This window comes from Erwinia sp. TECH1, assembly GCF_054057575.1.
The window spans coordinates 1,976,190-1,996,457 of the sequence record NZ_JBSRZK010000001.1 but is presented as its reverse complement, the minus strand read 5'-3'; the positions used below and the strand labels follow the sequence as shown (position 1 = coordinate 1,996,457).

Genomic DNA, 20,268 nt, shown 5'->3' with positions numbered 1-20,268 from the left:
CACCGCTCTGATTGTTACTCATTAGTTAACTAAAGCAAATTCCAATTGCCGCCTAAAAATAAAACCAATAAAATCAATACACTAAAAATAGTACCAGCTATTTCAGGAAATAAAAACGTAACAGTAAACTGCTCTACACGTAACAATTTTGGGAAGACAATCAGGGAAAATGCATTTTCCAAAAAAAAGAACAAAATGGCTGGAAATATTTATTGATCCAGATCAATATTATTATTCAGGGCGACCTGCATTATCTTCACAGTTCCTTAATAGTATGTTAAAAACATGTTTAAAAAGGCCATCCTGTCACCAGGGTCGCGGTAAATAAGCCCGTTTAAAAAGGGCGTAGCCATTAACCGGGACATATCTCTTTTATTACTGTTAACTTGCAGATCAACACTATGAAAACAAAATCAACGTCGAGTGGATCGCCCGCCTCACCGGGAACCAAAAAACGTCTTGTTATGCTTTTTCTGCCCGTGCTGGTCACGGTGCTGCTGCTGCTGACGCCGGTCCCCGGCGGGCTGGAGCCTTACGCCTGGCGCTTCTTCGCGGTGTTCGTCGGCGTCATCGTTGGCCTGATCTTCGAACCGTTGCCCGGTGCGGTGATCGGCCTGACCGGGGTGGTGGTCATTGCCCTGTTCAGCCACTGGCTGCTGTTCAGTCCGGCCGAGCTGGCCGACCCCAAATTCCAGGCCGCCACGCAGTCCTTTAAATGGGCGGTCAGCGGGTTCGGCAACTCTACGGTCTGGCTGATTTTCGGCGCGTTTATGTTCGCCGCGGGTTATGACAAGACGCAGTTTGGCCGCCGTCTGGCGCTGATCCTGGTGAAGTATCTGGGGCGACGCAGCCTGACGCTGGGCTACGCCATTACCTTCGCCGATCTGCTGCTGGCGCCTTTCACCCCGTCCAACACGGCGCGCAGCGGCGGGACTATCTACCCGATTATCGCTAACCTGCCGCCGCTGTACGGTTCCAAACCCAACGATCCCAGCGCGCGTAAAATTGGTTCTTATTTAATGTGGGTGGCGATCACCGCAGCCTGTATTACCAGCTCAATGTTCCTGTCGGCGCTCGCGCCTAACCTGCTGGCGCTGGCGCTGGTGAAAAGCATCGTGGGCTTCGATATCTCATGGGGGAACTGGTTCCTCGCCTTCCTGCCACTGGGCCTGCTGCTGATCTTAACCATGCCTTTACTGGCCTACTGGTTCTATCCGCCGGAAGTGAAGATCAACGACGAGGTGCCGCGCTGGGCAAAAAGCGAGCTGGAAAAACTGGGCAAGCTGTCGCGCAACGAAATGCTGCTGCTGCTGTTTGTCTGCTGCGCGCTGCTGATGTGGATTTTCGCCACCAGCTGGATTGAACCGGCCATGGCGGCGCTGCTGGTCGTGGTGCTGATGCTGTGGACGGGCGTGCTGAACTGGAACGATATCACCAGCAATAAACCGGCCTGGAACACCTTCGCCTGGTTCGCCACGCTGGTGGCGTTGGCGGATGGCCTGGCGCGCGTCGGCTTTATTGCCTGGCTGGGCAAAGAAGGCGGCCAGCTGCTGACCGGCATCGATCCGCAAGTGGCGGCCGTGATGCTGCTGGTGGCCTTCTTCCTGCTGCACTACCTTTTTGCCAGCACCACCGCTCATACCACCGCGCTGCTGCCGGCCATGCTGACCATCGCTGCCGCCATTCCGGGCATCAATATGCCGGTCTACTGCCTGATGATGGTGACCTCGCTCGGCGTGATGGGGATTATTACCCCATACGGCACCGGCCCCAGCCCAATCTACTACGGCAGCGGCTATCTGCCGACCAAAGACTACTGGCGGCTTGGCACTATTTTCGGCGCGATTTTCCTCGGCGGCATGATGCTGATTGCCTATCCATGGATGGTCATGATGTTCTGACCGTAAAAAAACCCAGGCTGACGGGCCTTTTCCGGCCCCGGCCTCTTTCCTTGCCGCGGCGCACGCTACGGCTTACCAGGTGAGCAAAATGTCAAACAAACCTTTCGTCTATCAGAACCCTTTTCCTCTCGCCCCTGACGAAACCGAATACTATCTGCTGAGCAGCGATCACGTTTCCGTCAGCGAATTCGCCGGTCAGGAAGTGCTGAAAGTCGAGCCGGAAGCGCTGACTTTGCTGGCGCAGCAGGCGTTTCACGATGCCGCTTTTATGCTGCGTCCCGCACACCAGCGCCAGGTCGCCGCCATTCTGAGCGATCCGGAGGCCAGCGAGAACGACAAGTATGTGGCGCTGCAATTCTTAAGAAACTCCGAGATCGCGGCGAAAGGCGTGCTGCCAACCTGCCAGGATACCGGCACGGCCATTATTATGGGCAAAAAAGGCCAGCGCGTCTGGACCGGCGGCGGCGATGAAGCGGCGCTGTCGCAGGGCGTTTACAACACCTACAGCCAGGATAATCTGCGCTACTCGCAGAACGTCGCGCTGGATATGTATCGCGAGATTAATACCGGTACTAACCTGCCTGCGCAGATCGACCTCTACAGCGTGGACGGCGATGAGTATAAATTTCTCTGCATGGCTAAAGGCGGCGGCTCCGCCAACAAAACCTACCTGTGGCAGGAGACGCGCGCTCTGCTCAACCCCGGCAGGCTGGAGGCCTGGCTGACCGAGAAAATGCGCACGCTGGGCACGGCGGCCTGCCCGCCTTACCATATCGCCTTTGTGATCGGCGGCACCTCGGCCGAAAGCACCCTGAAAACGGTCAAGCTGGCCTCAACGCACTACTATGACGGCCTGCCGTTTGAAGGCAATGAGCATGGCCAGGCGTTCCGCGATCGCGAGCTGGAGCAGGCGCTGCTGGCGGCCGCGCAGAAGCTGGGGCTGGGCGCCCAGTTCGGCGGCAAATACTTCGCCCACGATATTCGGGTGATCCGCCTGCCGCGCCACGGCGCTTCCTGCCCGGTCGGCATGGGCGTTTCCTGCTCCGCCGACCGCAATATCAAAGCGAAAATCAACCGCGATGGCATCTGGATTGAAAAGCTGGAGGATAATCCGGGACGCTATATTCCGGCCGAACTGCGCCAGCAGGGTGAAGGCGAGGTGCATCAGATTAACCTCAACCGGCCGATAGAAGAGGTTCTGGCGCAGCTGTCGCGCTTCCCGGTTTCTACCCGGCTTTCGCTAAGCGGTACCATTATCGTGGCTCGCGATATTGCCCATGCGAAGTTCGCCGAACGGCTGGAAAGAGGCGAAGGTTTACCGCAGTACCTGAAAGATCACCCCGTTTACTACGCCGGCCCGGCCAAAACCCCCGAAGGCTATGCTTCCGGCTCGCTTGGCCCGACGACCGCCGGGCGAATGGATTCTTATGTCGATCGTTTACAGGCCAACGGCGGCAGCCTGATTATGCTGGCGAAAGGCAACCGCAGCCAGCAGGTGACCGATGCCTGTCGCGAACACGGTGGCTTTTACCTGGGCAGTATCGGCGGCCCGGCGGCGGTGCTGGCGCAGCAGAGTATCAAGAGCCTGGAGTGCGTGGAATACCCGGAGCTGGGTATGGAAGCGGTATGGAAGATTGAGGTGGAAAACTTCCCGGCGTTTATCCTGGTCGATGATAAAGGCAACGACTTTTTCACGCTGATTGCGCAAAATCAGTGCGGTAAATGCGCTAAATAATCAGCGGCCCCTTTATCGAATAAAGGAGCCAGCCATGAGCGCGCCAGATAAAGGCTGCTGGCGCGCTAATACAACGACAGTGCCCTGCCCGTTACATGCCCTGTAAATTCGTTTCTTATCCACCCTGTTTATTTGCTGGCGCTACTTATCCCCTGTAAAAAATAACCTACACCCCATCTCTGGGGGAAACAGAAGCGCGCAGTAAAAATGAACCTGATAAAATACCACAGGGTTATTTTTGAAAAACGACTGGTAAAACAAGCGGGTCTTGTTACGAGCCTGGCTATAACGATGAAAAGCTCCGTTAAGAAACAGAACACATATTCCGCCCATCTTCTTTATACTATTTCAGGAAAACGTCATTCGTTTAAAAAGAAGCGCGCAGGCTATTATTTATTATTCTCCGAAGCGTCTTTACTGGCAGACTGAAGAATAAGCGCGTAGCGCGCCAGCAGCTGTTTTAAGCGATTCTCTATTTTCCCTCTTAATACCGGCGATAGCGGATTCGACTCAAGCTGACGCAACAGCTCCTCTGCGGGCTGCATCGCTTCCAGAGGCTGCCGAAGAGTGACCAGCTGAGCCTCGAATTCCGTATAGGTAAGACAGCCAGCGCGCTGCTCCTCCGGCACCTTCACCAGCGCCAGCATTTTTTTTAATCTCAACCGTGCCGTATGCCACAGCACCAGCTGCTCCCTGGGCAGCGCGGCCAGCATAACGGCCTCCTGCCAGTTTTTATCCTGGCCGCCCAGCTCTGGCGTAACCTGGCGGGCCAGCAGAGCAATCCGCTGCGCTTTATCCGGCTCGGGCTGCATCAGCTGCAAAGCCCACGAGCCTAAAGCGCACAGCAGGCAGGCGACAACCATGCCGGCAAAAAAGCCCCGGCTACGCTCCCAAAAACTAAAACTGACCGTGAGCGCGCCAGAGCTGGTCATATCACCCGGCACGTAAACCAGCGGCGTGAACTCATCGCTACGACCGGCCCGCGCCAGGGTCGCCCTCGTCAGCATGGTCCGGTCAGTTTTGAGCTGGCGTTCCGGCACGGTAAGCTGCGCTATAAGCTCGCTGATTTGGATATTCAGGCGATCAAGCTGGCTCAGATGCTTGTAGGCCAGCACCTCAAGCGTGTTGACATTTTGTTCCAGCTGCGCCTGCAGTCGGTAAAGCAGATCGAGATCGCTCGCTTCCGGCTGAAGCTCCTTAAGCCGTTGTTGCATCCCGGCGCTCAGCCAGGTCACAATCGCCAGCCGGGCGGAAAGCGGCTGCGGCCAGAGCGTCGGCCACTGATGTTTCATCATTGCCGTAATGATTTCAAACCCTTCGCACAATCCCGGCAGCCCGGCGCTGTGCGCCCTGGCCAGCGTATACCAGGCCACGCTTTGCAAATCCATGCCGTTCGCCCGAAAAAGCGCGATCGCGAGCGCCTCCACGCGCTGCCAGTCCGGCCCTGACTCGCCAGGCTGATTGAGCAAGGCGATTTCCTGCCGCAGGGCGGAAAATTCCGCCAGCGCGCGAGGATCGCCGCCTGTCTGCAAAATATTGTCGCCGTGTGTTGTCATGCCGGTTGTTCCTTTTTTCCAATAATTCTGTCAATCCCTGAATGGACTTCAAGCGTTTGCGTCAATATGCTTTCCCGCGTCACGATAAAAAATTTTCCTCAGGACAGAGGATAAAACCGTGATGTCACCTTAAAGTCACCTGTAATATATTAACCATAATAGTGATTTGCAAAAGTAATTTATCGTTCCTCGTTGCAATGAGGATGCTTCTTCACAAAACAGGCGGCTTTTATTTTCATTATTTCACCATCCGATCTTTTTCAGTAACATAAAGCGGCGGCTTGTTGGCAAGCGTAGCAAACAGCCCGCTAAACAATTATCGAAAAAAGATCCTTCATAAAACCACCGTTCCAGTTAGCGGGTTGTTTTTTACGGACGGCCGCTGACATCAGATGGCTTTCAGGAAGCTATTAGCCGCCGCATCCTGAATAAGCCATTTTTACTTTATTTGCTTAATAGATTTGATTAAATATTTCCAGTTTGTACCCCTTTTCTTTCACGCGCCGTTGATAAAAAGCCTGGCGCATCACATTTCGCGGCACCGGTCCGGGCGAACTCCGGAATTTCGTCTAAAGTTTGTTTCAGGGTCAATAACTTACAGCTATTCGATTGGGATAGGGAGAACGACTAATGCAGAAAGTTGAAAAACGTCAATGGAAAACCGTGCTGTCGCTGCCGTTGCTGATTGCCGCGCTGACGCAGGCCGGCTTCGCCGCTGCCGCCGATGGGCAGCCGCAGCCGCCTGATATGACGCTGGGGCCGCTGTTTAAGGCGGTGCAGGCCGCTAAACTGTTTCCCGATCAAAAGACCTTCGCAGACGCCCTGCCGAAAACCAGTCCCAGCCTGATCCTGGCAGACTGGCAGATGCAGAGAAAACAGCGCAATTTCGACCTGCGCCGATTTGTGAATACTAACTTCACGCTGCCCACCAACGGCCCGGCCTACGTGCCGCCTGCCGGACAGAGCCTGCGTGAACATATCGACGGGCTGTGGCCGGTACTGACCCGTAACGCCACGCCGGTTAACCAGTGGGATTCTCTGCTGGCGTTGCCCAAGCCTTACGTCGTGCCGGGCGGCCGCTTCCGGGAGATTTACTATTGGGACAGCTATTTCACGATGCTTGGCCTGGCGGAAAGCGGCCACTGGGATCGCGTGCAGGATATGGTGGATAACTTCGCCTCGCTGCTGGATAAATATGGCCATATCCCTAACGGCAACCGCAGCTATTATCTCAGCCGCTCGCAGCCGCCTTTCTTCAGCCTGATGGTCGACCTGCTGGCGACGCATAAAGGCGACAGCGTCTATCGTCAGTACCTGCCGGAGCTGCAGAAAGAGTATGACTACTGGATGAACGGCGCTGACCACCTCAAAGCGGGCGAAGCCAGCAAGCGGCTGGTGAAGCTGAAAGACGGCGCGCTGCTGAACCGCTATTGGGACGCCCGTGACGTGCCGCGTACCGAATCTTATATGGACGACATCGCGACGGTGGAAAAAGCTAAAGGACGCGATAAGGGCGAGCTTTATCACGATCTTCGCTCGGGCGCGGCCTCCGGCTGGGATTTCAGCTCACGCTGGTTCGCTAAGCCGGACGATATCTCCTCGATTCAAACCACCGCTATTTTGCCGGTCGATCTGAACTCGCTGATGTTTCATCTGGAAAAAACGCTGGCGCGCGCCAATAAAGAGGCCGGTCAGGCGGACGCCAGCGAGCGCTTTGCGCAGCGGGCCGAACAGCGCCAGCAGGCGATTAACCGCTATTTCTGGGATGAAAAACAGGGCTGGTACGCCGACTATGACTGGAAGATGGCGCAAGTTCGTCCGCAGCTGACGGCCGCGACGCTGTTCCCGCTTTATCTCAAGGCGGCAACGGCGGATCAGGCCAACCGCACGGCGACGGCGGTCCAGGCGCAGCTGGTGAAGGAAGGCGGCCTGGTAACAACCAACGTCAACAACGGCCAGCAGTGGGATGCGCCAAACGGCTGGGCGCCGTTGCAGTGGGCAGCCGTGGAAGGGCTGAACAACTACGGCAAGCAGACGCTGGCGAAAGATATCGGCATGCGCTTTTTGAAAAACGTGCAGACCACCTATGACAAAGAGCACAAGCTGGTCGAAAAATATGTGGTGGAAGGCAATAACCTGGGCGGCGGCGGCGGCGGCGAATACCCGCTACAGGACGGCTTCGGCTGGACCAACGGCGTCACGCTGAAGTTAATGGATCTCTACTGCCCGAAAGGGGTGGTATGTAATAACGTCGGCGATATCACTAAAGGCCAGTAAGCCTTTCTTCAGGCGGTCCAGGATCGCCTGATTTCTTCCTGCTTGTTTCTCTCCCTTCGTTGCTTACCAGAAAATCACGCACGCTTGCCTGATTCCTCCTGCTTATTTTCCCCCTTCACGCCGTTTATCAGAAAAATCACGGATTGTACGCCGTAGTTGTAAAGATAATAATTATCATTAAGATTGTCATACTCTTTACACTTTTGCTGCCAGCCGTTAACAAGTCCGGCAGCGCTTTCTGTTTGAACTCTGAAAGGGAAGAAGCATGGTTTTCGCTCAAAAACGCCTGCTGTTCTGTACTACGCTGTTTGTCTCGCCCGTTGCCCTTTGCGCCGCCGATACGCTGGTCGTTACCGCCGCTCCTGCCGAAACGGCCACTACGCCGACCTCCGGCTATAACGCCACCACCAGCCAGGGCGCAATGAAAACCGACCGGCCGCTGGCGCTTACCGCGCAGGCCGTTTCCGTTGTCACCCGACAGCAGATGGAGGATCAGGGCGCAACCGACGTCAACCAGGCGCTGAGCTATACCGCCGGTGCTTTTACGAATTTTGCCGGCGCAGCCAGCCGCTACGATACCGTTTCGCTGCGCGGCTTCCACGGCGGCGACGTGGATAATATCTTCCTAGACGGCTTGCGGCTGATGAGCGATCCCGGCAGCTACAATATACTGCAGGTCGATCCCTGGTTTCTGGAACGTATCGACGTAATTAAAGGCCCCTCATCGGCGCTTTACGGTCAAACGGTGCCCGGCGGGCTGGTGATGGAAAGTTCGAAGCGTCCGCAGTTCAGCCAGCAGGGCCATTTCCGCGCCTCGGCGGGCAACCATAACAGCACCAGCACCGCCTTTGATTATACCGACGCCATTAACGAACAGTGGGCATTCCGGCTGACCGGCCTTAGCCGCCACAGCGATACGCAATACGATCATACGCGCGAAGAGAAATACGCCCTTTCCCCTTCCCTGCTCTGGCAGCCGGATGAAGATACCTCTCTGCTGCTGCGCGCTTATCTACAGAAGGATCCTTCCGGTGGCTATCACGGCGCGGTGCCCGGCGACGGCAGTATTACTGAACATAACGGACGCAAGCTGAGTACCGGCTTTTACGATGGCGACAGTTCTCTGGATCAATTTAAACGGCGCGAGCAGATTTACAGCTATGAATTTGCCCATCGCTTTAACGATACCTGGGCTTTCCGCTCCAACGCCAGCTACGCCCATTCCAATGTCGATCTCGATCAGGTTTACCAAATTGGCTGGGATACGGCTGACGCGGATCGGCTGAACCGCTATTACTCCGGCTCCCGCTCGTCACTCGATGCCTTTGCGCTGGATAATCAGCTGGAGGCGGATTTCGCCACGGGCGAGCTGGCACACAAAGTCGTGCTGGGCGCGGAGTACCATCAGTATAAAAACGATCTTTACGAAGCCAGCGGCAACGCCAGCCAGCTGAACGCGCGCACGGGTGAAGCGCTGGGGCCGCAGCCGGATTACGATTTTTCCCTCGCTCGCAGCGCCGCTACTATCAGACCGGCGTTTATTTGCAGGACGAGATGAGCTGGCAGCAGTGGCATCTGGATCTGTCCGGGCGCTATGACCGTATCGTATCGCAAACGGAGAACGATGCGACGGCAGACAAGCATCGCCGCCAGGACGATCATCTCAGCGGGCGCGCCGCGCTGCTTTACGCCTTTGCCAACGGCGTTTCGCCTTACGTCAGCTACAGCCAGGCGATTACGCCGCAGTCCCTTTCCGACATTAACGGCAATCTGCTGCAGCCGACGACCTCGGAGCAGTATGAAACCGGCGTGAAATATCAGCCGCCGGGCACCTCGGATCTCTATAGCGCGGCAGTGTACGATTTAACGCAGAAAGATGTGGGCAACCGCGTGGTTAAGGAATCCTATTACGACCCGGCAGGCAAAGTGCATTCGCAGGGGCTGGAGCTGGAAGCCCATCACCAGTGGACGCCGCGCCTGAGCACGCTGGCCAGCTACACGCTTAATCACGTCCGTTATAAGGATGCCGTGGACGGCAACGACGGCCACACGCCTTATGTGACGCCAAATTCGATGGCTTCTTTCTGGGGTAAATATCAGTTTGCGTGGGGCGTCAGCGCGGGCGCGGGCGTACGCTATATCGGCAAGCAGTGGGCAGACAATGAAAACACCACGCGCCTGCCCTCCGTCACGCTGTTTGACGCTTCGGTACGGGCCGATCTTGGCGTCTGGAACCCCAGCCTGAAAGGCGCGTTTGTGCAGCTTAACGCGACTAACCTCACCGACCGTCACTACGTCGCGGCCTGCTACGGCACGGGCTACTGCTACTGGGGAGCGGAACGTTCGGTGATGGCCACCGTCGGCTACGATTTCTGAGGCAGATAAGAAAAACCCCACGCCGGAGCGTGGGGTTTCTCAGTAAGCTTTACCGCTGCGCGATTAGCTTCTGACTTTACGGTAGATCCACAGCACAACGATGGCGCCAATGACCGCCACGATAAAGCTGCCGAAGTTGAAGCCGTCTACCTTGCCGAAACCGAACAGCGTACTGATCCAGCCGCCGACCACGGCGCCGACTACGCCCAGGATCACGGTGATAATAATACCGCCACCATCTTTACCCGGCATAACCCACTTAGCGATGATACCGGCAATCAGACCGAAAATGATCCATGACAAAATTCCCATTTACTGCTCCTTTGCTTGTACTGATTAGACGGCATAAGTATAGGCAAGATTTCTAACTCTGTGATTTAAAGCCAAACTTTTTGCAATTTTTTTTTCGGACCGGCTAAAGCGTCACGCGCCGATGCCGATAATTTGACGTAACACCGCCAGGTGCGGGTTTGCTGACACCCAATCGGAGTAGGACGTGAAAGAAGAAGAAAAAGAACAATATCTCAAGCGTGGCCCGCTCGCCGTGCTTGCCGTATTAAAAAATCTGCTGAAAAATCAGACGCCTGTTCTGGTTTCCCATGCAAGGGGCCAGTTTATTACGCGGCTGCTGTATGCGGATAAAGAGCGTCTGATCGTCGACTACGGCAGCAATGAGTATGAAAACCAGCTGGCGCTGGAAATGAATGAACTGCATCTGGCCGCAGAAACCTACGGCGCAAAAGTCGAGTTTACGCTTAACGCCCTTGAAAACGACAGTCATGAAGGCCTGCCTGCCTTTGGCGCCGGGCTGCCCGACGAGCTGTTGATGATCCAACGACGTGAGTTCTTTCGCGTGGCCGTCCCGCTTGACCCCATTTTTTACTGCTATGTCAAATGGCCGGACGGCAGCGGCCAGGGCCGGATGCGAGTCCAGGATCTCTCGCTGGGCGGTATCGGCGTGTTAAGCGATTCTCCCATTCCGGAAAGCCTGGAGGGTGGCGAAATCTTTAAGAAAGTGTGTGTTGAACTGGGCGAATATGGTCGCCTTGAGGCGGATGCCACGCTGATTAACGTCGGCGAGCGCAGCGTGGTAGGCAATAAAAATGAAACCGTGGTCACGCCGCGCCTGAGCTTCCGCTTCGCCTCGCTGGATTTCAGCCAGGAGCGCCTGTTACAGAACGTGATTTTCTCGCTGGAACGTCTGGCGCGCGAAAAAGCCACCCGCTTTCAGTAGCCGTAAGCCATCCCGCTGACGCAGCAAGCTTTATCAGGTCGCGCGTCCGCTAAATTGTCCGGTAGGCCGTGGTCACCTTCCACAAATAGCGCGGCGCCTGCGCTGCCGGATGCTTGTTCTGTACATGCTGATAAAACTCTTCCGGCGTCATGGCGTTGATCATGGCGATAGCCCGATCCCTGTCGCGTGAGAACGTTCTCAGCAGCGCGCCTGCGCCATTGGCGTAGGAAACAATAGTGGCGTAGCGCAGCGTTTTCGGATCGCGGATCCCCGACAGCGAACTATCCTGCAAAATTTTCAGATAAGCCGTACCAATATCGATATTTTTCACCGGATCGCGCAGTTCCGAGGTGCTTGGCTGCCCGCGACGGCCCTGTACCCGATAGACTTCCCGGCCCGCCGTAGAGGCTTTTATCTGCATCAATCCAATGGCATTCGACTTGCTGACTACCGTTGGATTGCCGCCCGATTCCACGGAAATGATCGCTTCAACCAGCTTCTGATCGACGCCGTAGTTATGCGCGGCGTTTTCCGTAAACAGCGACCAGGCCTGAGCAACCTTCCCCGGCGGCGCCTTGGTGAGCGGGGTTTGCCGCTGATGTTCATTCGGTTTATGCGGCTGGCTGGCGCACCCTGCCAGCAGGAGCATACTCACGATCGCCACTGTTTTTATGCTCTTCACGCTATTTTATTCCTCTCAGCTTTAGCTTCGCGTTTTATCATAGCGGCGATTTGCCGGGATAATATTACCGAAACTCTTAATTTAGCGCAGCGGTGGATGACTTCAGCTGCGCTTTTCGTCATTATCAGCCGTATTGGACCCTGGGTTGCGTAAAATGATTCATTAACCCTGCGCAGAAAACAGATGTCCCGCCTGAAAGTACAAGGCTAACAGCTTTACCGCGACGAAAAACCGTTGAATAAGGGCCAAAATTTAGCCAATTAAGGATAAAAGTGAAGATTATGTCCGTTACTCCACGCACTTTTCATTTGATCGCGCCTTCCGGCTATTGCCAGAATCAGGCGGCCGCGCAGCTCGCCGTGCGGCGTTTGCAGGAGCAGGGTCATCAGGTGACTAACCTGCAAACGATCGCCCGTCGCAGCCAACGCTTTGCCGGTAGCGACGAGCAGCGGCTACAGGATTTGGATTTACGACAGGTCGAAGCGGATATTGTGCTGACGGTTCGCGGCGGCTACGGCGCCACCAGGCTGCTTCCCGGTTTCGATGCCGCCGCGCTGGCGGCGCGTCTGCGCGACCGCCCGCTGGCAATTTGCGGCCACAGCGACTTTACCGTGATCCAGATGGCGCTGCTGAAGGCGGGCGGACAAACCTTCAGCGGCCCGATGCTGGCAGGCAATTTTGGCGCGGAGGTCGTTTCTGATTTCACCCTCGATCATTTCTGGCGGGCGCTGACCTCGCCCGAATTCACGCTGGAATGGCCCACCGCGCCGCAGGATGTAGACGTTTCGGGCACGGTTTGGGGCGGAAATCTGGCGATGCTGACTTCGCTGATCGGTACGCCGTGGCTGCCGGAGATCGACGGCGGCATCCTGGTGATTGAGGATATTAACGAGCACCCTTTCCGCGTGGAGAGAATGCTGCTGCAGCTGGCGCAGCACGGCGTGCTGGCACGGCAGAAAGCCATTGTCACCGGCAGTTTTACCGGCGTAAAACTCAGCGAGTACGACAACGGCTATGACTTTGACAGCGTGTGGACGCTAATACGCGAGCTGACCGGCCTGCCGGTGGTGACCGGGCTGGAATTTGGCCATCACTGGAACACCGTCACGCTGCCGCTTGGCGCGCATGGCCAGCTGCGGGTCGCAGGCGATGTCGCCAGGCTGACTCTGTCAGGGCATGCGGTACTGCGGGAGCATTCATGAAGCAGCTGTATGAAGATCTGTGGATCTCAACGCCGGAGTTTCCGCCGGGCGAACGCGATCCGGAAGTGATGATGCACGGTTTTCTGCTGAAGCTTTCACGCGGCAACGTGCTGATTTCACGCGTTGAGGATCATGAAGACCATAATATTATCAGCGATCTCGGCGGGATTTTTCGCCACTATCTGACCCACTGGCACGAGGCTGGCCCGGGCGCGCGACTGCTGCAGCAGCGCTTTAATTCGGCGCTCTATTGCCACAACCGCGCGCTCGGCCCCGTCAGCTCGTTCGCCGAAGCGGACGACACCTTTAATCAGGCGGAAGTGCACTGCGGCAGCCTGCACGTGGTGCCCACGCCGGGCCATACGCCGGGCAGCACCACCTACCTTTATGCTTCGCCCTATGGCAAAACCTATCTGTTTGTCGGCGATACTATCAGCCTCAGCCACCAGCGCTGGGTAACCGTGCTGGTGCCGGAAAGCAACGAGGCCGATCTGAAAAAAACGCTGGAGTTTTATCGGGCGCTGCGCCCGGACGTGGTGCTGATGGGAACCACAAAAGGCCATCTGTCCTGGCAGGAAGTGACGATGCGGGAGTGGCTGGCGCTGCTGGACGAGGCGGAGAACTCGCCGCTGGATCTGCGTCAGCGGCCAGGAGAATAATCGTCGTCTTCCTGCTACAGCGTTTTCGTCAGGTAAAACCGCTGGTGCACGCGCGGATAGTTATCCAGCACCAGCCGGACGACGTAGCCCTGTTTTTCATAGAAGGGCCGGGCCTGGAAGCTGGCGGTATCGACCTGAGCGTAGAGGCAGCCGCGTCGACGGGCCTCTTCTTCCACCGCCTGCATCAGCGCCGTGCCTGTACCCTGCCCACGCAATGCTTCGCTTACCCAAAGCATATTAATGCGCAACCAGTTGCCCACCGTTGAACCCGTCAGGCCGGCAAGTTTTTTGCCGCTGGCGTCTTCAATAAATGCCCCGATACTTTTTAACTCGCCGATAGCCATAAACTGCGAGTTATAAGCCAGCAGGCCGGCTTCAATTTCCGCCAGTTCGTCCGCGCCAGGCTGGTGCGTTATTCTGATAGTCATAGACTCCTCTTTTATACGTAAAAGTTTGCGGCCCGCTCCGGCCTCCCGGCAAGATTGCCCGACTGACTACTCAGGATTCGACCTTTCCCGACGCATCGGTTCGTTGCAATGTTACCGTGCTGTTTTCGCGTTCGCCGGTGCGGCTACAGGAAACCAGGTTTTTCTTACCGTCATACGAGAAAAAGGTCTCATTGGTGCTTTTGTTCATCACCATCTGGTCGCCGTTGCGAAACAGCACGATAGCCACTTTATCGCCGTTATCGGTACGGGACTGCTGGCTGCCGGACGCAATCTGGAAGTTATCGCCCGCCCACAATACCGTGGTCAGGCCATACTGTGCGTTGGTCACGGTCATGGTTGGCCTGCCCGGACAGGTAATCTGATACTCGCTGTTTTGTAACGGCGCAGTGCCTTCAGAGGATTGAGCAAAAAAAGAACAGGCGCAAAGGCCACCGAGGGCAAGTAAACGAAGCATGAGTATTCTCCGGGCAAGTGTCTGACAGGTCTGGCACAGTATCCTGCCCGCGTCGTGGTTGGGCCGCAATCGGAAGTGGCCTGGTCTGCGTTACAGGCTGCTCATCTCTTTAATATCCGCCTGGTTTACCGCCTGCTGCCTGCCGGATTCATCGGTGTAGATAACCATACCGGTCGCCTTATCGATTTCCGGCTTCCCTTCAACAACCTTTGTGCTGCCGTCGCGCATATGAATGATATGGTCATTTGCGCAGCCGCTCAGCAAAGTGGCCACGGCAATCAGTGGAAAAAGTAACAATTTTTTCATCTTTTCTCTCCTTAAGTTAACCGAGGAAAGTGTAGTCTATGTGCACAGCAATTTTTGATGATTGCTGCGCAGCGGGAGGGGCCGCAAGTGTCGACCAGAGAAGGAAAGTTATCGCCGCCATCAACAAATTTCAGTTGAAGCCAGGCAGATTTAACTGTATTTTTATCCAGCATTGATAACCAGGATCCCTCTCATGTTTGTTGAACTGATTTACGATAAGCGCAACGTTGCGGGCTTACCAAACGCGCAGCAGCTGATTTTAGATGAACTGGAAAAGCGCATTAAGCGAGTTTTCCCCGATGCCGACGTCAAAGTAAAACCTATGCAGGCAAACGGCGTGAAAACGGACGCCAGCAAAAGCGACAAATCGGTAATGTTGAGAATTATTGAAGAAATGTTCGATGAAGCGGACCAGTGGCTGATTGCAGAAGGATTTTGATAACCCTCGCACTTCAGGCGTTATTATAACGATTTTTGCCCGTGGACGGTTGCGTTTTACCGTCTTCATGCCACTATTCTTCTATCAAGTTTCCCTGGTGTTGGCCCGTGATTATCCTCTTTGCGGGCATTTTTTTATCTGAAAACTGAAACCGCACTGATACATCCCCCTCTTTATTACTTTAATGAGTTGTTAAAATTTATTTAAATAAATTTAAATTTCGTAACAACCTAAAGTTTTCTCCGGACGAGCCGACGATCTGAGCAGGCAATTAATTGAGACGCAACTATGGCGGTTATATCTGTTCCTGCGCTGGGAGGGCTACTGGCGAAGGCTGAATGGCGTAAAGGCTCGCCGTTAACGAAGGAAGAAGTGGAAAAGATTCGGGATATCACCACGCAGGTTTTAGTACCGGATAATATAGCCCGCACGCTGGATCCTTTTTGCGGATACGCTAATGTCGATCCGCAAAAATGCTGGGAAACCTGGCAACGCTATCGGGCCGACGCGCTGGCCCGAAGGTAATCAGCGGTTTTCCTGCGCTTTTTGATGCTCAGCGATTTCGGCGTAAAGCAGATCGTACACCTGTGCAGCGTAGGCCGAGCTGTCTCGCAACATTTGAATAGCATCCTCAAGCGTTTGCGGCTCCATCTGGCCTACAATTCGCCACCCCAAAGCGATGTTCTTCGCTTCTTCCAGTCGTTCCGGATGATAGACATACGCAGCTTCTGACACGAAATTCTCCTGATTTGAGTTTTGGCCCTATTTTACTGAGCAATGGCTGAGCATCTCAACCCTTGATTTAAACAGATTTAACTTTTTTGCCATTTTTACCCATCTTTTACCGGAAAATGTTTCTTTATCCGGCAAATCTACAGGGGATTTAAGAGAAAAACAGATTAATCCTGGCAGAAGAAAGTTGTAAACCCAATGAAGATTAACTACCACTGGTAAATAATGTAAGGAAATCGTTCGTTTTACCATTATTAATGAAACTTTCCCGTAACAGAACATTTCTGGCGGATTTGGCTTTATTCGCATCGTGAAAGAAAGCGATTTATTAATAGCGGGAGCGGGGATTGACTGCCTTTTAATACAGCAGGTTATGTCTGAAAAGAACGCGCAACAGATTGATGGATAAGCGGCAGAGTGAACATGTATTTATTACGCTAATTTAGCTTAGGTAAGAATAATATATTAATACGGCGTATGACCTTAACAGTACCGTTCAAAAAAAGAACTCCTGCCAGTGAGACAAGCCGACCGGCAGGCGAAAATTTCATCTACCGGGGCGCAGCACGGCAAGGATCTCCGCTACGTTGCCTTTTGAGCGAAATACCGCCGCGCAGAACACCAGATTGATGAGGATAGAAGCCCAGCTGCTATGACTGTAATCATCAAAGAAATAACGAAACGGAACCGAACCATAGGCCAGCACCAGCAGATAGGCCAGCCATGATGCCCACCATTGATGGTGCGCGCCGGGCTTACGGAAAAACATCAGCCGCAGGGCAATTGCCGAGCAGGTGATCACATTGGTAATCACCATAGGATCATTTGTGACCATGAAAGCCTCCTTTGATGCGGGCCAGCCAGGCGGCCGGATCCTGCTGATTAAAGAATGTTAAGGTTTTAATGGCCAGCGCCGAGAGCAGTACCGCTCCAAGCCCATCCAGCGGCCTGTCGCTATATCCCAACAGGCCAGCCAGTTTGGCGCCTACAACATCGGCGCCGAACACGCCCACGATCCATGAGACAACAAAATAAGCAGCCCGCACGCGCAAAGCGATGTCAGCTGCGCCGGCAACATAAAACACCGCTCCGGCAAAAGAGCCAAACAACACGCTGTAGTTCATGCCACCTAACTGACTCGCCACACTCGCTCCGGCTGAAGATACCACACCAATCCTCACTACCATTTCATGAATGAACATAGAGCCCCCTTTCTGCTTCAGCGTCTTCTCAAATGGACGAGAAAAAAATCCCGGCCTGCGCCAGGAATAAGAAAATTCGATTTAGCACAGCTGGAGTAGTTGATATTTTTACATTAGTGCGGGAAATGCGTACGCGTGAGGGCGCTGTAAATTTATTTGGTGCTGATTCTGAAAAGCCACGCAGCTAACCAGACGAGCTGTCAGTCCTGATAAGGGAACCGTGCGGTTCGACGCTATGACGCTGCCTGAAGGGTCATGAGGTCGTAAAGGAAAGGTAGACGCCGCGGCATTTATTCGGCGAAAGGCATCGCTTCTGCTGTGACCAGCAGTTTATCAAGTTTTTTTCGCTTTCAGTCTCAGAAATGACGCCACAGGGTGCGTTAACCTGTTTTATGTGTTCAGGATCCCGCGATAAAGACAAGAAATGATGGTAGACAAAGTTTCCGGTAAGCAGGATTGCTACCCTACCGGCCCGTAACCGCCTGTCTGCCGGGCGCAACCGTTGAGATTATCGGAAACTTTAATGGAAACAGTGTTAAACAAAACGTTGAAAGAAAGGGTTTTTCACTCAATACTTTTTGAGGTGGTGGCTAATGTCCTGATTGCGCTCATGCTGGCGGCGATATTAGCCGTGCCCGTAACGCAATCTGCCGTGCTGGCAGCGCTGTCCGCCGTCACGGCGATGCTGTGGAATGTTATTTTTAATCGCCTGTTTGATGCTGTTCAGATAAGAATGGGTTTCAGGCGGAGCCTGCCTGTCAGGATCCTCCACGCCGTCCTTTTTGAAGCCGGACTGCTTGCCGTCCTGATCCCGGTAACCGCCTGGTGGTTTACCGTCTCATTGTTGAAAGCCTTTATGTTGCAAATTGCGCTGGTCGCCTTTTTTCTGCCTTATACCGTTGTGTTTAACTATGTTTACGACTTTTTCCGGTTTCATTGGGTTTGCCGCTCCAGGGGCGCAGAGAGGTGATAATGCCGCGTATTATAACAAGCTGCCTGATTTTACTGGTTTTAGCCGTGCTGATTATCAATTATTCGGTGCCCATCAGGTTCGCTGTAGAGGATCTGCTTTACCATCTGGCGCTGTTTCTAATGCGCCTTCGCTCGCCCTGAACGGTTTGCTGTAAAAAGGGTATTGTCGTTAACGAGGAATGTTATGGTCGATTCTGCTGCTTCTCCACCCTTGCTGCATCTGCTGTGCGGTAAAATTGCTTCCGGTAAATCCACCCTGGCGCAGCAGCTTGCCAGTGCTCCCCGCACGCTTATCCTGTCTGAAGACAGCTGGCTGTTCGGGCTTTATGGCCCGGAAATGAAAAACGTCACGGATTACGTCAAATACGCTGCAAGGCTGCGCGATACGCTGACGCCTCATCTTGTTGCCCTCTTGACAACGGGCACTTCCGTAGTGCTTGATTTTCCGGCAAATACGCTTGCGCAACGCCAGTGGATGAAACAAATTGTGGACCAGGCCCGCTGTATGCACATCCTGCATTTCCTGGATGAGCCAGACAGTTTGTGTAAAACCCGGCTGGCGTTAAGAAACCAGGCAAAAAACCATGACTTTGCTGCTACAGAGGCCGAATATGAGCTTATCAGCCGCTATTTTGTTGCGCCGGTAAAAGAAGAAGGTTTTAACATCAAACGTTATTCCAGCCACGCTGGCTAAGGTCAAGCCGATGATCAGACGGGCACGCCCGGAAGAAGCGCGGGCGCTATGGCAACTACGCAACCTGGCTATCCGCGCCGGTTGTAGAGCGTCCTACGGTGAAGAGAAGGTCATGGCCTGGACGCCGGACAAAATGCCTGGTGGCTATCTTCAGGCCATTGTTCAGCACCCTTTTTTTGTGGCAGACGCGCCGGGCTTTCCCGTAGCGACAGGCTTTCTTGACAGCGAAAAGCACAGCGTGGAGGCCATTTTTACCCTGCCGGACCATATGGGCAAAGGGTACGCCACGCAAATTTTGACGGCCATAAAAAATGAGGCCCTTTCCAGGGGCATCACCACGCTCACCCTTTCCTCCACGCCGGACGCCATGACATTTTACCAGCGTCACGGCTTTACGCTGCTCAGACAATCGGTTTACCACTCTGCGCTGGCGGGCGATCTGCTCTGCATGGAGATGCAGGCCGGGCTGTTACATTCAGAAAAAGTTACATTCTGAAACCCCTGAAAAACCAGCTAAATAACAATAAGTTAATTGCCTCCCCTTTTTGCCGGGCTTGCGATCCGTCACAGGCCTGCCAGGGTTAACGGAGCGTTTTAACAAGAGATTTATTCCAACAGGAGGTTAATATGGCCCGTTTTCAGCAAAAAGTCGTGGTGGTAACCGGTGCAGGTTCCGGTATTGGTCAGGCTGCGGCAGAACGCTTCGCCAGCGAAGGCGCTTCCGTGGTGCTGGTAGGCCGCACGAAAGAAAAGCTGGATAAGACGCTGGCGAAACTGGCTCAGGGTGAGCATCTGGTTGCAACTTGCGACGTGGGTGAGGCGGAACAGGTAGAACGGCTTGCCAAAAACGTACTGGATAAATATGGTCGGGTGGACGTGCTGGTAAATAATGCCGGCCAGATCGTGCAGGGCCGCATTCATGAGATCGCGCTGGACGACTGGAAACAGCTGATGAAGGTTGACCTGGACGGCGTGTTCTACTGCGTGCACTACTTTATGCCCGCGCTGCTGAAAAGCAAAGGCAACGTGGTTAACGTTTCTTCCGTTTCCGGGCTGGGTGGCGACTGGGGAATGAGCGTTTACAACGCCGCCAAGGGCGCGGTCACCAATTTTACCCGCTCGCTGGCGCTGGATTATGGCGAAGACGGCGTACGCGTAAACGCCATCTGTCCCGGCTTTACCTTTACCGATCTGACGGAAGAGATGAAAGATAACCAGCAGCTGCTGAATAAGTTCTATGAGCGTATTCCGCTGGCGCGTGCAGGTGAACCGGAAGATATCGCCAGCGCGATTGCCTTTATTGCCAGCGATGACGCCCGCTATATCACCGGCGTTAATCTGCCGGTCGATGGCGGTATCATGGCATCCAACGGTCAGCCTAAACAGGCCTGATGTTTC

Annotated in this window: 21 protein-coding genes and 1 pseudogene; 13 read left to right on the top strand and 9 right to left on the bottom strand. The window is 54.5% G+C overall.

From position 1 onward, the window contains the following. The first annotated feature begins 401 nt into the window (after positions 1–401). Together ACVWZ0_RS09410 and fumA are read left to right on the top strand one after the other, a co-directional pair. On the top strand, positions 402–1,901 hold the full coding sequence (locus ACVWZ0_RS09410; RefSeq protein ID WP_125289686.1) for a DASS family sodium-coupled anion symporter: 1,500 nt from the start codon (positions 402–404) through the stop codon (positions 1,899–1,901). A gap of 88 nt (positions 1,902–1,989) precedes the next feature. Then, entirely contained in the window at positions 1,990–3,636 is a 1,647-nt protein-coding gene (gene fumA, locus ACVWZ0_RS09405; RefSeq protein WP_253454523.1) for a class I fumarate hydratase FumA, read from the top strand. Between the two features lie 389 nt (positions 3,637–4,025). On the opposite strand, the gene ACVWZ0_RS09400 is transcribed toward fumA, so the two are convergent. Further along, entirely contained in the window at positions 4,026–5,192 is a 1,167-nt protein-coding gene (locus ACVWZ0_RS09400) for a type VI secretion system ImpA family N-terminal domain-containing protein (RefSeq protein WP_253454524.1), read from the bottom strand. Positions 5,193–5,822: 630 nt separating this feature from the next. Between ACVWZ0_RS09400 and treA the strand changes: the two genes are divergently transcribed. Both treA and ACVWZ0_RS09390 read left to right on the top strand, forming a co-directional pair. Beyond that, a complete protein-coding gene (treA, locus tag ACVWZ0_RS09395) occupies positions 5,823–7,469 on the top strand; it encodes an alpha,alpha-trehalase TreA (protein ID WP_253454525.1) in 1,647 nt (548 codons plus the stop codon). Positions 7,470–7,734: 265 nt separating this feature from the next. Further along, positions 7,735–9,845: pseudogene (locus ACVWZ0_RS09390) on the top strand (TonB-dependent siderophore receptor). A 63-nt stretch (positions 9,846–9,908) separates the two neighbouring features. Here the strand turns inward: ACVWZ0_RS09390 and ACVWZ0_RS09385 are convergent. After that, the gene (locus tag ACVWZ0_RS09385) at positions 9,909–10,157 is read right to left on the bottom strand and encodes a GlsB/YeaQ/YmgE family stress response membrane protein (RefSeq protein ID WP_253454527.1); all 249 of its coding nucleotides are present in this window, start codon (positions 10,155–10,157) and stop codon (positions 9,909–9,911) included. Between the two features lie 184 nt (positions 10,158–10,341). Between ACVWZ0_RS09385 and ACVWZ0_RS09380 the strand changes: the two genes are divergently transcribed. Continuing rightward, entirely contained in the window at positions 10,342–11,079 is a 738-nt protein-coding gene (locus tag ACVWZ0_RS09380; protein ID WP_253454528.1) for a flagellar brake protein, read from the top strand. A gap of 49 nt (positions 11,080–11,128) precedes the next feature. Here ACVWZ0_RS09380 and emtA read toward each other — a convergent pair whose 3' ends face one another. Further along, a complete protein-coding gene (emtA, locus tag ACVWZ0_RS09375) occupies positions 11,129–11,728 on the bottom strand; it encodes a membrane-bound lytic murein transglycosylase EmtA (RefSeq protein WP_125289821.1) in 600 nt (199 codons plus the stop codon). A gap of 314 nt (positions 11,729–12,042) precedes the next feature. On the opposite strand from emtA, the gene ldcA reads away from it, so the two are divergent. Continuing rightward, positions 12,043–12,963: a muramoyltetrapeptide carboxypeptidase gene (ldcA, locus tag ACVWZ0_RS09370; RefSeq protein WP_253454529.1), complete on the top strand. Its 921-nt coding sequence runs from the start codon at positions 12,043–12,045 to the stop codon at positions 12,961–12,963. Further along, the gene (locus tag ACVWZ0_RS09365; protein WP_253454530.1) at positions 12,960–13,622 is read left to right on the top strand and encodes an MBL fold metallo-hydrolase; all 663 of its coding nucleotides are present in this window, start codon (positions 12,960–12,962) and stop codon (positions 13,620–13,622) included. The genes ldcA and ACVWZ0_RS09365 overlap by 4 nt, the downstream gene beginning before the upstream one ends. Before the next feature lie 14 nt (positions 13,623–13,636). Here the strand turns inward: ACVWZ0_RS09365 and ACVWZ0_RS09360 are convergent, their stop codons facing one another. From ACVWZ0_RS09360 to ACVWZ0_RS09350, 3 genes are all read right to left on the bottom strand, one after another. Continuing rightward, positions 13,637–14,050 carry a GNAT family N-acetyltransferase gene (locus tag ACVWZ0_RS09360; RefSeq protein WP_253454531.1) on the bottom strand — a complete coding sequence of 138 codons (414 nt, stop codon included), beginning with the start codon at positions 14,048–14,050 and terminating at the stop codon, positions 13,637–13,639. A 70-nt stretch (positions 14,051–14,120) separates the two neighbouring features. Next, entirely contained in the window at positions 14,121–14,525 is a 405-nt protein-coding gene (locus tag ACVWZ0_RS09355) for a hypothetical protein (protein WP_253454532.1), read from the bottom strand. 90 nt (positions 14,526–14,615) lie between these two features. Continuing rightward, on the bottom strand, positions 14,616–14,831 hold the full coding sequence (locus tag ACVWZ0_RS09350) for a YgdI/YgdR family lipoprotein (protein WP_253454533.1): 216 nt from the start codon (positions 14,829–14,831) through the stop codon (positions 14,616–14,618). A gap of 193 nt (positions 14,832–15,024) precedes the next feature. Here ACVWZ0_RS09350 and ACVWZ0_RS09345 point away from each other — a divergent pair, with 193 nt between their 5' ends. Both ACVWZ0_RS09345 and ACVWZ0_RS09340 read left to right on the top strand, forming a co-directional pair. Then, positions 15,025–15,270 carry a DinI-like family protein gene (locus tag ACVWZ0_RS09345; RefSeq protein WP_253454534.1) on the top strand — a complete coding sequence of 82 codons (246 nt, stop codon included), beginning with the start codon at positions 15,025–15,027 and terminating at the stop codon, positions 15,268–15,270. Positions 15,271–15,558: 288 nt separating this feature from the next. Beyond that, a complete protein-coding gene (locus ACVWZ0_RS09340) occupies positions 15,559–15,795 on the top strand; it encodes a hypothetical protein (RefSeq protein WP_253454535.1) in 237 nt (78 codons plus the stop codon). On the opposite strand, the gene ACVWZ0_RS09335 is transcribed toward ACVWZ0_RS09340, so the two are convergent. The 3 genes from ACVWZ0_RS09335 to ACVWZ0_RS09325 form a co-directional block, all read right to left on the bottom strand. Further along, positions 15,796–16,005 carry a hypothetical protein gene (locus ACVWZ0_RS09335; RefSeq protein ID WP_125289674.1) on the bottom strand — a complete coding sequence of 70 codons (210 nt, stop codon included), beginning with the start codon at positions 16,003–16,005 and terminating at the stop codon, positions 15,796–15,798. 544 nt (positions 16,006–16,549) lie between these two features. Beyond that, on the bottom strand, positions 16,550–16,837 hold the full coding sequence (locus ACVWZ0_RS09330; protein ID WP_253454536.1) for a phage holin family protein: 288 nt from the start codon (positions 16,835–16,837) through the stop codon (positions 16,550–16,552). Next, positions 16,824–17,204, bottom strand: a complete 381-nt coding sequence (locus tag ACVWZ0_RS09325) for a putative holin (protein ID WP_125289672.1) — start codon at positions 17,202–17,204, stop codon at positions 16,824–16,826. The genes ACVWZ0_RS09330 and ACVWZ0_RS09325 overlap by 14 nt, the downstream gene beginning before the upstream one ends. Before the next feature lie 523 nt (positions 17,205–17,727). Between ACVWZ0_RS09325 and ACVWZ0_RS09320 the strand changes: the two genes are divergently transcribed. The 4 genes from ACVWZ0_RS09320 (at position 17,728) to ACVWZ0_RS09305 (ending at position 20,262) form a co-directional block, all read left to right on the top strand. Then, positions 17,728–18,174, top strand: a complete 447-nt coding sequence (locus ACVWZ0_RS09320) for a PACE efflux transporter (protein WP_253454537.1) — start codon at positions 17,728–17,730, stop codon at positions 18,172–18,174. 186 nt (positions 18,175–18,360) lie between these two features. Continuing rightward, complete coding sequence (locus tag ACVWZ0_RS09315; RefSeq protein ID WP_253454538.1) at positions 18,361–18,870, top strand: AAA family ATPase; 510 nt, start codon at positions 18,361–18,363, stop codon at positions 18,868–18,870. A gap of 10 nt (positions 18,871–18,880) precedes the next feature. After that, complete coding sequence (locus ACVWZ0_RS09310) at positions 18,881–19,366, top strand: GNAT family N-acetyltransferase (RefSeq protein ID WP_253454539.1); 486 nt, start codon at positions 18,881–18,883, stop codon at positions 19,364–19,366. A gap of 131 nt (positions 19,367–19,497) precedes the next feature. Then, positions 19,498–20,262 (top strand): meso-2,3-butanediol dehydrogenase, encoded by a 765-nt coding sequence (locus ACVWZ0_RS09305; protein ID WP_253454540.1) that lies wholly within the window; start codon positions 19,498–19,500, stop codon positions 20,260–20,262. Positions 20,263–20,268: the final 6 nt, after the last annotated feature.

What these genes read in the sequence shown, in the direction of transcription:
- ACVWZ0_RS09410 (WP_125289686.1), top strand. Translation starts at nt 402, where the DNA reads ATGAAAACAAAATCAACGTCGAGTGGATCGCCCGCCTCACCGGGAACC.
- fumA (WP_253454523.1), top strand. Translation starts at nt 1,990, where the DNA reads ATGTCAAACAAACCTTTCGTCTATCAGAACCCTTTTCCTCTCGCCCCT.
- ACVWZ0_RS09400 (WP_253454524.1), bottom strand. Translation starts at nt 5,192, where the DNA reads ATGACAACACACGGCGACAATATTTTGCAGACAGGCGGCGATCCTCGC.
- treA (WP_253454525.1), top strand. Translation starts at nt 5,823, where the DNA reads ATGCAGAAAGTTGAAAAACGTCAATGGAAAACCGTGCTGTCGCTGCCG.
- ACVWZ0_RS09385 (WP_253454527.1), bottom strand. Translation starts at nt 10,157, where the DNA reads ATGGGAATTTTGTCATGGATCATTTTCGGTCTGATTGCCGGTATCATC.
- emtA (WP_125289821.1), bottom strand. Translation starts at nt 11,728, where the DNA reads ATGCTCCTGCTGGCAGGGTGCGCCAGCCAGCCGCATAAACCGAATGAA.
- ldcA (WP_253454529.1), top strand. Translation starts at nt 12,043, where the DNA reads ATGTCCGTTACTCCACGCACTTTTCATTTGATCGCGCCTTCCGGCTAT.
- ACVWZ0_RS09365 (WP_253454530.1), top strand. Translation starts at nt 12,960, where the DNA reads ATGAAGCAGCTGTATGAAGATCTGTGGATCTCAACGCCGGAGTTTCCG.
- ACVWZ0_RS09360 (WP_253454531.1), bottom strand. Translation starts at nt 14,050, where the DNA reads ATGACTATCAGAATAACGCACCAGCCTGGCGCGGACGAACTGGCGGAA.
- ACVWZ0_RS09355 (WP_253454532.1), bottom strand. Translation starts at nt 14,525, where the DNA reads ATGCTTCGTTTACTTGCCCTCGGTGGCCTTTGCGCCTGTTCTTTTTTT.
- ACVWZ0_RS09350 (WP_253454533.1), bottom strand. Translation starts at nt 14,831, where the DNA reads ATGAAAAAATTGTTACTTTTTCCACTGATTGCCGTGGCCACTTTGCTG.
- ACVWZ0_RS09345 (WP_253454534.1), top strand. Translation starts at nt 15,025, where the DNA reads ATGTTTGTTGAACTGATTTACGATAAGCGCAACGTTGCGGGCTTACCA.
- ACVWZ0_RS09340 (WP_253454535.1), top strand. Translation starts at nt 15,559, where the DNA reads ATGGCGGTTATATCTGTTCCTGCGCTGGGAGGGCTACTGGCGAAGGCT.
- ACVWZ0_RS09330 (WP_253454536.1), bottom strand. Translation starts at nt 16,837, where the DNA reads ATGGTCACAAATGATCCTATGGTGATTACCAATGTGATCACCTGCTCG.
- ACVWZ0_RS09325 (WP_125289672.1), bottom strand. Translation starts at nt 17,204, where the DNA reads ATGTTCATTCATGAAATGGTAGTGAGGATTGGTGTGGTATCTTCAGCC.
- ACVWZ0_RS09320 (WP_253454537.1), top strand. Translation starts at nt 17,728, where the DNA reads ATGGAAACAGTGTTAAACAAAACGTTGAAAGAAAGGGTTTTTCACTCA.
- ACVWZ0_RS09315 (WP_253454538.1), top strand. Translation starts at nt 18,361, where the DNA reads ATGGTCGATTCTGCTGCTTCTCCACCCTTGCTGCATCTGCTGTGCGGT.
- ACVWZ0_RS09310 (WP_253454539.1), top strand. Translation starts at nt 18,881, where the DNA reads ATGATCAGACGGGCACGCCCGGAAGAAGCGCGGGCGCTATGGCAACTA.
- ACVWZ0_RS09305 (WP_253454540.1), top strand. Translation starts at nt 19,498, where the DNA reads ATGGCCCGTTTTCAGCAAAAAGTCGTGGTGGTAACCGGTGCAGGTTCC.